General features: G+C 42.0%; 8 protein-coding genes and 1 pseudogene. 1 reads left to right on the forward strand and 8 read right to left on the reverse strand.

From position 1 onward, the window contains the following. From ODU34_RS09890 to ODU34_RS09905, 4 genes and pseudogenes are all read right to left on the reverse strand, one after another. Positions 1 to 136 (reverse strand): annotated as a pseudogene (locus ODU34_RS09890) (IS4 family transposase); the annotation flags it as partial. A gap of 183 nt (positions 137 to 319) precedes the next feature. Then, positions 320 to 1,471 carry a recombinase RecA gene (recA, locus tag ODU34_RS09895; protein ID WP_011922545.1) on the reverse strand — a complete coding sequence of 384 codons (1,152 nt, stop codon included), beginning with the start codon at positions 1,469 to 1,471 and terminating at the stop codon, positions 320 to 322. 51 nt (positions 1,472 to 1,522) lie between these two features. Next, entirely contained in the window at positions 1,523 to 2,704 is a 1,182-nt protein-coding gene (locus ODU34_RS09900; protein WP_398578483.1) for a competence/damage-inducible protein A, read from the reverse strand. 36 nt (positions 2,705 to 2,740) lie between these two features. Beyond that, on the reverse strand, positions 2,741 to 3,310 hold the full coding sequence (locus tag ODU34_RS09905; protein ID WP_398578484.1) for a DNA-3-methyladenine glycosylase I: 570 nt from the start codon (positions 3,308 to 3,310) through the stop codon (positions 2,741 to 2,743). A gap of 331 nt (positions 3,311 to 3,641) precedes the next feature. On the opposite strand from ODU34_RS09905, the gene ODU34_RS09910 reads away from it, so the two are divergent. After that, positions 3,642 to 3,824, forward strand: coding sequence for a hypothetical protein (locus ODU34_RS09910; protein ID WP_239517382.1), 183 nt, complete (start codon positions 3,642 to 3,644; stop codon positions 3,822 to 3,824). On the opposite strand, the gene ruvA is transcribed toward ODU34_RS09910, so the two are convergent. The 4 genes from ruvA to ODU34_RS09930 all read right to left on the reverse strand — a co-directional run bounded on the left by ruvA (position 3,788) and on the right by ODU34_RS09930 (position 9,407). After that, positions 3,788 to 4,378: a Holliday junction branch migration protein RuvA gene (ruvA, locus tag ODU34_RS09915; RefSeq protein WP_063076944.1), complete on the reverse strand. Its 591-nt coding sequence runs from the start codon at positions 4,376 to 4,378 to the stop codon at positions 3,788 to 3,790. The two genes, ODU34_RS09910 and ruvA, sit on opposite strands and share 37 nt — an antisense overlap. A 39-nt stretch (positions 4,379 to 4,417) precedes the next feature. Then, on the reverse strand, positions 4,418 to 6,355 hold the full coding sequence (gene mutL, locus ODU34_RS09920) for a DNA mismatch repair endonuclease MutL (protein WP_398578485.1): 1,938 nt from the start codon (positions 6,353 to 6,355) through the stop codon (positions 4,418 to 4,420). A 117-nt stretch (positions 6,356 to 6,472) separates the two neighbouring features. Further along, complete coding sequence (locus ODU34_RS09925; protein ID WP_105179471.1) at positions 6,473 to 7,996, reverse strand: quinol oxidase; 1,524 nt, start codon at positions 7,994 to 7,996, stop codon at positions 6,473 to 6,475. A 190-nt stretch (positions 7,997 to 8,186) separates the two neighbouring features. Further along, a complete protein-coding gene (locus tag ODU34_RS09930) occupies positions 8,187 to 9,407 on the reverse strand; it encodes a folylpolyglutamate synthase/dihydrofolate synthase family protein (RefSeq protein WP_105159630.1) in 1,221 nt (406 codons plus the stop codon). Between the last annotated feature and the right edge of the window lie 182 nt (positions 9,408 to 9,589).

Here is a 9,589-nt window from a genome sequence, read left to right on the forward strand (position 1 = left end):
TAGCTTGAATCATGGTTTTCATCGTTAGCTGACTTTTCCGACTAAAATCTTTTTCAGGATGAAGCACAAACTGGTTTGCGGTGGAAACGATGTCGTTAATACTATCAAGTAAATGAGCTTTAATCTGGTCTAGCATGATTTTTCCCCTTTTATTTCTAGTGTAACATAAAAAACTAACCTACCACAAAACGTGATAGGTTAGCTAACTTAATGACATTGTGGAATTTCCAGACTTTTTCGTGCTTATACTAAACAACTTCGCACACACCTATAACAGATAGGCATCAATAGTTCAATATTAAATCTATTTTGTTAGGAATTAATCTTCTAATTCAATACCGCCATCAAGATCTAGGATAACATCTTGGATCTCTTCCGCAACAACAGGAGCTTCTTCGGTCGCAACCTCTTCAACTCCATCTGCTTCAATTAAACCATAATGAACACGAATCTTGCGGTCAATTTCATCAAAGATTGCCGGATTATCTGCTAAGAATTTCTTAGCATTTTCAGAACCTTGGCCAATTTTTTCTCCATTATATGAATACCAAGCACCTGCTTTTTGGATGATGCCGAGGTTGCTACCAATCTCAATCAATTCACCTGTGCGAGAAATTCCTTCACCGTACATGATTTCAACAACAGCTTCTTTAAATGGTGGCGCCACCTTGTTTTTCACAATCTTCACCTTGGTTTCCTTACCAACGTTTTGATCTTTCTTGTCGCCTGTTCCTTTGATTTGTGTGTTTCCACGAACATCCATACGGACAGATGCATAGAATTTAAGCGCACGTCCACCAGGTGTTGTTTCAGGGTTACCAAACATGACACCGACTTTTTCACGCAACTGGTTAATGAAAATGGCTACTGTTTTTGTTTTGTTGATGGATGCACCGAGTTTGCGCATGGCCTGACTCATCATACGAGCCTGCAAACCAACGTGGCTATCACCAATATCACCGTCAATTTCTGCACGTGGTACAAGGGCTGCAACCGAGTCAACAACAACCAAATCAACAGCACCAGAGTCAATCAACTTACCAGCGATTTCAAGACCCTGCTCTCCTGAGTCTGGCTGTGACAAGAGCAACTCATCAATATTGACACCAAGAGCTGCTGCATAGGCTGGATCCAAGGCATGCTCCGCATCGATAAAGGCAGCAATACCGCCATCTTTCTGAGCTTGAGCTACTGCATGAAGGGCAACAGTTGTCTTACCTGAGCTCTCTGGACCGTAAATCTCAATGATACGCCCCTTCGGATAGCCACCCGCTCCAAGCGCAATGTCGATTGACAAGCTACCTGAACTCATGACTTGAACTTTTTGCTCAGCACGCTCACCAAGACGCATGACAGCACCCTTACCAAAATCTTTTTCAATTGATTTTAGGGCATCATCCAGCGCTTTTTTACGCTCATCGCCAAATTTCTTTGTAATATCTTCTAATTTTTTTCCTGGTTTCTTAGCCAATGATTTTCTCCTCTTTTCTTAGTCAAACTATTATAGCAAATATCTGCTATTTCACAAAGTGTTTCGTACAAAATCCCAGGCCTGCAAACAAGCAAGCTGGCGAAGGTATTGCCACGAATAACCACCTAAATCTATCTCTTTTTTGGAAATACCCGAGGTCGTAGCCAAAGTGAGATATACTTTTGCAAGTACGTTGTCCTCTGTTGATTCCGGTTTGATAAGCACAGACACAGCCAAACCTAAATCAGCTTGCAGCTCCTGCCGAATGCAGTCAGCTTCCTCTGATAGCCTGCCCGATTCTGTCCCTAGCTGACCGATGACTTTCCCTCCGCTAAAATACGGCTGATCAGCCAAAGCCAAACTCAATTCAGCTTGCAAGAGACCACCTGTCCCCTGTTCGACGATGACTATAGTTTGTTTTTTCTCTATCAAACAAGACGCTACCATTTTGACCAAACTATTGTCCTCTCCGTAGGCATAGAAATAGTCTGCCAGTTTGTCATGTTGTAAGATTTCTTCTTCCAACTGATTCAAACGTAGATTTGCTTCTTCTTGGCTGGTCGCTTTGGTGGACAAGCGTAAAGTCACCTCTCCAACCTTAGCATAGGGTGCTAGAGTTGGGTCTGTCTGCTTGTCAATCAAGTCCGCCAAAACAGTTACCAACTGGCTTTCACCAATGCCAAAAAAGCGTAGGACACGCGAATAAAGTTGCTGCTGAGATTGGGACAGTAAAGGCAAGAGACTCTCAGAAAACATGGCCTTGAGCTCACTTGGTGGACCAGGCAAAACAATATAGGTTACACCATCTTGCTCAATCATACCACCAACAGCTAAACCAGCTGGATTCGGTAGCGCCTGACTTCCCTCCACAATCTGTGCCTGACGCTCATTATTTGGTGTACGGACACGACCTGGGCGACTGGCAAAGAAGCGGTCTAATTTTGCCATAGCCTTTTCATCAAAGACCAATTTTCTACCTAAGAAGGTCGCCAGGGTCTGCTTGGTCAAGTCATCCTCAGTTGGACCAAGTCCTCCACAGAGAATGACCAAGTCGCTCCGCTGACTGGCTACTTCCAGTACAGACAGAAGCCTGTTTTCATTATCTCCAACAGCTGTGTGGAAATAAACATCAATTCCCAGCTCTGCACATTTTTCCGAAAGGAACTGAGCATTGGTATTAACGATTTGGCCTGTCAAAATCTCCGTCCCAACGGCGATTAGTTCTGCTTTCATATTCCTCCTCTGTCTAGGGTGCGATTGCTCGCTCATCTAATTAGTTCGTAATTTCTTTCCAATCTCACAAGTTTCTTCATGTTCATTCAACAGACCTGCTGCCTGCAAATAAGAATAAATACAGACAGGACCTACAAATTTGAAACCTCGCTTTTTCAAATCTTTTGAAATTCGCTCAGACAAGTCGTTCTTGGTCGGCAATTCTCGGAAGGACTTGACAGGGTTGTCGACAGATGTAAAGTTAACCCATTCCCAAAGATAGGTATCAAACGTGCCGAATTCCTCCTGTACTCGAAGAAAGGCCTGGGCATTGGCGCGGGTAGCATACAACTTAGCCTTGTGACGAATGATATGTGGATTATCCAAAAGTGCATCCAAATCTTCATCGGTCAGAGCCGCAACCTTTTGAATATCATAGTTGAAAAAAGCAGAGCGAAAAGCCTGGCGTTTGTTGAGAACAATTTCCCAGGAAAGTCCAGCTTGGTAGGATTCCAAGCAAAGCAACTCAAACAAAGACTGTTCATCGTGAAGTGGCTTGCCCCATTCTTCATCATGGTAAGCAATATAGAGTGGATTATTTAGATTAACCCAAGCACAACAGGACATAGAAACTCCTTTTCGTGAATAACTAAAGTGCGAATCAGGATAAGCTGACTGAAACACGACTACGATACTTTGTAAAATTGTCAAACTGAATCATAAATATCACCGAATAACGCAGTTGAATCTGGCAAGAGGCGTCGTTAAAACTCGCCTCTTACCTAGCTGTCATTACGGAGGTCTCACAACGAAATTTCTGTTCGACCGTCTATTTTGCTTTGTATCGCTTAACGCCCTTTGTATCTGGACACGACATGAGCCGCAAAAATTGATATTATTTTTGTGGCGAATTAGTAAGGTACCTAGGCAAGTCGCAAATAGCGATTGCCGTAGTAGGATGAGTTACTTTAGTAACCATCATACTGGTACGTTAATTGAACACGGCTACGATACTTTGCAAAAAGATAAAGACTTCCTAGATGCCAAAGCATCTGCGTCAGCTTTCCTATTTTGCTTTGTATCGCTTAACGCCTTAGTATCCTATCACTTCATCAACATTTTAAGTGCTGACTTGATGTAGTTTTCGGCGGTGTCATTGGTGCCGTCGAAGAATTTCTTGATTTTCTTGAGTTCGGCTGGTCGGTAGCCAAGAGCTTCCATGGCTTCCATAGCTTCTTCGAGGGCGATATTTTCACTGGATGGTGCTACTTGTTGGACAGGACCAGCTTCTTCGCTCATGACAAACTTGCCTTCCAGGTCCAAAATCATCTGCTGGGCTGTTTTCTTGCCAATCTTTGGAAACTTGGTCAGGTAGGTAATGTTTTTCTGCTCAATGGCACGAACAAGTCCGTCATTATCATCGACAGCAATAATAGCCAGAGCTGTTGTTGGACCAATACCTGATACTGAAATCAGACTCAGAAAGACGGATTTTTCATTTTCTGTAGCAAATCCGTAGAGCAGATGAGCATCCTCACGAATCACCTGATGTGTATAGACAGTCACTTCTTGCTGGACTTGTCCTGAATAGGCGTAGGGGTTAGCAACCTGCAAGATATAGCCTACTCCTTGCGTTTCTACCACAATGTATTTTGCAGTTATTTTCGTTAAAATTCCTTTGATATAGTCGTACATATACTTCCTTTACTAGTGTGTCAACTCTTTGTCAACGGTTTAATACTTGCCCAATTCTCGCAAACTCGTGTGGTTTTCTTGAATGCGACGGAACATTTTTTCCATGTCCGACTTGCTAAAATGCACTAAAACTGGACGACCGTGCGGGCAGTTATAGGGATTTTGGCAGTAAGACAATTGTCTCAATAAATCACGCGCCGAATAATCATCCAAAGCATGGTTGGCCTTGATCGACCGTTTACATGACATCATGATAGCCAGTTCTGCCCGATACTGCTTGATTGACACCTGATCCGTCAAGAGCAACATGTCGCACATCTCATAGATGCCAGACTCAATCTCCTCTTCCTTCATCCAAATAGGATGTTCACGCAGAATAAATTGATTAGCTCCATATTCTTCTAAGTTGACACCAACTTGACGAAGAGCATCCATTTTGTGGACAAGGTTAAGGGCATCATTCTGCGGAAATTCAAAAATATACGGCACCAATAACTGTTGAGCTGAATTGTCAACCTGTCCAATTTTCTCACGATAGTATTCGTATTTGACCCTCTCTTGTGCGGCATGCTGGTCAATGATATAAAGTCCTGTCTTACCTTGTGCAAATAAATACGTCCCATGCATTTGACCAAAATATTCTAACTCTGGAAATGTCGAGGTTTCCTCCCGGTCTAATTTATCTACCAGTTTTGCCAATTCTTTTGCACTTAGATTAGGATGCTCCTGATCTTCTGATTCCACCGACTGACGTTCTGCAAATTGAACAGATGTAGGTTTATTTTCGACAGGCGACTCAACAATCTCTTGCCTATCCTCTTCGAGAGGTTTGACATCCTCAGCGACCACATCTGGTTTTAAGAAGAAGTCTTGCTTAATCGTATCATAATAGATTTTTGGCTCTTTGAGTGGTAAGGTGCCTTGCTCTGCTTTTACTTTTGGTCGAGTACTTGACTGAGCTAAATTCTCAAGAGCATCTGGTATCAAGTCCTGCTCTTTAAGCGCTTGACTAATCGCCTCTCGAATCAAGGTCATGAGTTCTTTTTCCTTGGAAATACGGACCTCTTGCTTGGTCGGATGGACATTGACATCAGCAAGATAAGGGTCAATTTCTATAGAAATGACTGCCAGCGGAAAGCGTCCAACCATCAACTTACTACCATAACCTTCCAAAATCGCTCGATTAAGCAAAAAATTCTTGATATAGCGACCATTGATGAAAATGGAAATGTAGTTGCGGTTGGCACGAGTCAACTCTGGCAAGGAAACGTAACCTGAAATCTGAAAATCCAGGTCTTCTGCCTCAATTTCAACCATTTTTTTGGCAGACGCAATCCCATAAATCCCTGAAATTGCCTGACGAAGTTTCCCTGTCCCTGCAGTTCTAATTAATTCTCGTCCTTCATTTACTAAGGCAAAAGCTATTTCCGGATGAGCTAGACTCAATCGATTTACAACATCAACAATATGTGATAATTCAGCCTGTTGACTGCGAACGTATTTGAGACGAGCAGGGGTATTGTAAAATAAATCCGAAATAGTAATCTGCGTACCAACTGGACGACTAACGGGCTCCTCTTTCTCGATGACACCACCTTTGGCCTCCAAATGAAGTCCGTGTGTAGAGTCTGCTGTAGCTGTCTCAATGACCATATGACTGACAGAAGCAATGGAAGGCAGAGCTTCTCCACGAAAACCGAGGGTGCGAATACGAAACAAATCCGATTGACTTTTTATCTTACTGGTGGCGTGACGGCGGAGGGCAAGCGCTACTTCATCAGGGGCAATTCCCTCTCCGTTATCCGTGATTTGAATCATTTTAAGGCCAGCCTCTTCAACACTAATTTCAATCTGACTAGCCCCTGCGTCAATGGAATTTTCCACCAACTCCTTAACCACACTGGCTGGTCGCTCAATGACCTCACCAGCCGCAATCTGGTTGGCTAATATTTCTGGTAGTTCAATAATATGTGACATCATTTCTCCTACATTTCTTTAATAATTTTTCCCGAATGCTTATTTTTCCATTATACCACATATCCACTTTCCCTACTTTTCCCAGATAGGCTAAAGAAAAAATGACTGCCTGAGCAATCATTCATTCTTTTGATAAATCGTAAAGTAATCCGTTGTCTGAACAGACTGGTACTGTGATTCTAAATTTGTCTTGATTTCATCTAGAATTGGCAAATTCTTATTGACGACTACAAATTTTGCCTCATTTTTATTGATGTCATACATCAAGCTATTTTTATTGTCGTCAGTATTCAGATAGGGTTCTGCTGTAGTAATCGTTGCGGCAGATAAACGTTGACTTGAAAGATATATGCTTGCGCTATTATCCCAAACATAAATCTTGTCCGAATCTTTCGTTTGTTCACCAATGTAATTGGCAACTTGTTCACGGTCTGTTCTCAAATCTCCCTGTATCAAATAAAGATAAGCAGGTTGAGCGATAATACCCAAGCAAATAGCTAACGGAAGAAAGAATTGACGACGTAAATATCCACGATGATCTTCTACATCTTCATCACGCAGGTAAACGACTGACATCGCAAAACCATACGGTAAAAGAAGAATGAGTTGGCTCCATTGAAAATTAGCATTCCCAATAACAAAGACACATTGAACTAAGAAAGTCAATAATAGGAGAACTTTGATATAGGTATGTCTTCCTTGTTTGAAAGAAAACACCATTTGGATGAAACTTTTAAAGAATCCAGATAAGAGTAAAAATACAGACACAATCGCCAAGGCTAAATATAGATAGGAATGGTGAAAGTCTAACTGTAAGTTATAAAGGAAAGTTTGTTGAATAGCTGTCCCCAGAATCTGCGCCTCAAAAGCATAATAACCTACCGCATATAGAATCAGAAGAAAACCAAAAATGGTCGCTAATAATTGATAGATTCCTCGAGTAACTTGGCGGTGTTGGATATTAAAAATAAATAAAACTAGACCTGCAACTAACCAAAGAATCAGACTTTTTGGGTAAATTAAAAATACCAATGCCGCATCGATTCCGTAGAGGATAAATGCCTCATCACGCACTGCATTTTCAAAATAGCGGACCAGAAACCACACACTAGTCAAAAGAAACGGAAGAGCAAACATTTCTGCATACATTCCTCCAAAACCAAGTGCAAAAATAAATACATAGAACCAATGACTAGAACTTGTCGCTAGGTGTTCTGACTGACTAAAATAAGCTACAATCTTATAGAAATAGATTCCCGCTATCAGTAACGCTATAAACTGGAGGATTCCAAAGATAATGAAAGTCCCTCCCAGATGACCTAAGAAAGCAAGTAAGTAGAATAATAACCCGCTTGTACCAAAGAAATCACCATAAGGGATTTGTCCATTTGCCATTGCCATCCCTGCATATAAATTTTGAGTTTGTATATTGGTTGCAAATGGCATTAGCAGTGGATTGGCTACGCTAAAAACACTTAAAACTAAGCTCCAAACAAGAGCTGGCCAATACTTTGTCTTTAATACTCTTTCATGAAATTCACCATTCAGTTGCACTTGCTGTCTGCGTGATGCTCTACGACTACGCCGATAAGTTTCCTCAGGATGAGTAACTACGTCCGAAACTACATCTAATTCTGTCATTTTCTTCTCCTTGGATTTGCTTTCCTTATTATATCAAAAAGCACTCCCGATGTCATTTCCTATCGGGAGTTCTAGAAATTTTTGCAAACTGTTCTAATTGGCGAAAGGTATGGCGTTTGAGCTTTTCAAATTCCTTTAGAAATGCTATTTTTTCTGCATGTGTCATACCTATTTATTCGCAAAAAGATAGTCATTTTTTAAAAAGCCGACGAACTTCTGAGATAAAGTAGAGGGAGCCTGTGACAATCAAAATACCTTGCTTGCTAGATTGCCAGTCTTCTATAAACTGCTGATAATTCTCAACATAATCTCGTCCTTGTCGGTTTTCCTCAGACAAGGCACCATCATAAGCAAAGCTGGTTAATACAAGGGCAGTATGTGGTAATTTTTCGTCCAATAATTCCAGCATTTCTTGAAAGTCCTTGCGTCGAAGGGCTGAAAAGAGAATAGTAACAGGCTCTTCTTGTTCCTGAATAAATTCAACCAAACGTTCGATAGCGGGGACATTGTGGGCTCCGTCCAAATAGATTTTTGGCTCTTGAGCAACCAATTCCAAACGACCAGGCCAGCTGGTTTGGGCAAGGGCTTGTTGAATCAACTGAGGTTGAATGTCTTTTTGGATATTGGTCATATAGAGTATAAAAGTTTGTAGGGCTACGGCCGCATTCTCTTCTTGATGATGGCCTGCCAGACCCAGAACTAATTCTGATAGGTCGATGTCCGTATTGCTGAACTGTCCTGCTTTATAGGTAAATTCCTGACCAAATTGATAGACAGGAGCTTGATTGTCAAGGGCAATTTGGCGACAGATGGCTGTGGTTTCTGGAGAAAGCGGTCCAAGGACGACAGGCACGTTTTCCTTGATAATCCCCGCTTTCTGCTCTGCTATTTCCCCTAAAGTCAAGCCTAGTAAATCCTGATGGTCCATGCCGATGGAGGTGATAACGCTTAGGGCTGGTGCCACGACATTGGTCGTATCCAAAAGCCCTCCGATGCCGACCTCTACTAGTGCCACATCGAGCTGCTGGTTCTGGAAATAGAGGAACATAATGAGCACCATGACCTCAAAATAGCGGAAAGGCTCATAGCGAGCGGCGATTTCCTGCTCCAAGTCGTAGACTTTCTGTAAATAGTGCTGAAAATCATGGTCAGAAATGGGCTGGCTGTCGATACAAATCCTGTCGTGTACGCTCACCATGTGGGGTGACACGAAACTGCCGACACGCAAGCCATGTGCCTGAAATAGCTGGCGCATAAAGGCAATGGTCGATCCCTTGCCATTGGTTCCAGCGACATGAATGACCGGAACTGCAAACTGGGGATTTCCTAGCTGTTCTAGGGCATACTCAATCTTTTCCATCTTGTAATGAAACACCTGACCTTGCTTGGTGTTTAACCAATTTTCTAACATAGCCACCTCCTACATACTGTCTAGTATAACAAAAAAAGAGGCTGGACAAAAAGCCCAATGTCATTAAGTTAAGCATTTAAGCAGCTAAAGAAACTATTCCCGTCTGAGCAGTTCATGACAAAACGGGAATAGTTTTTGTATTTAGGGCGCACAAAAAGGAAGTTTTTAACCCAATTTTTTAA

This window comes from Streptococcus sp. 2018WUSS126 (assembly GCF_044427425.1).
In the GTDB taxonomy this organism is placed as follows: Bacteria; Bacillota; Bacilli; order Lactobacillales; family Streptococcaceae; genus Streptococcus; species Streptococcus hashimotonensis.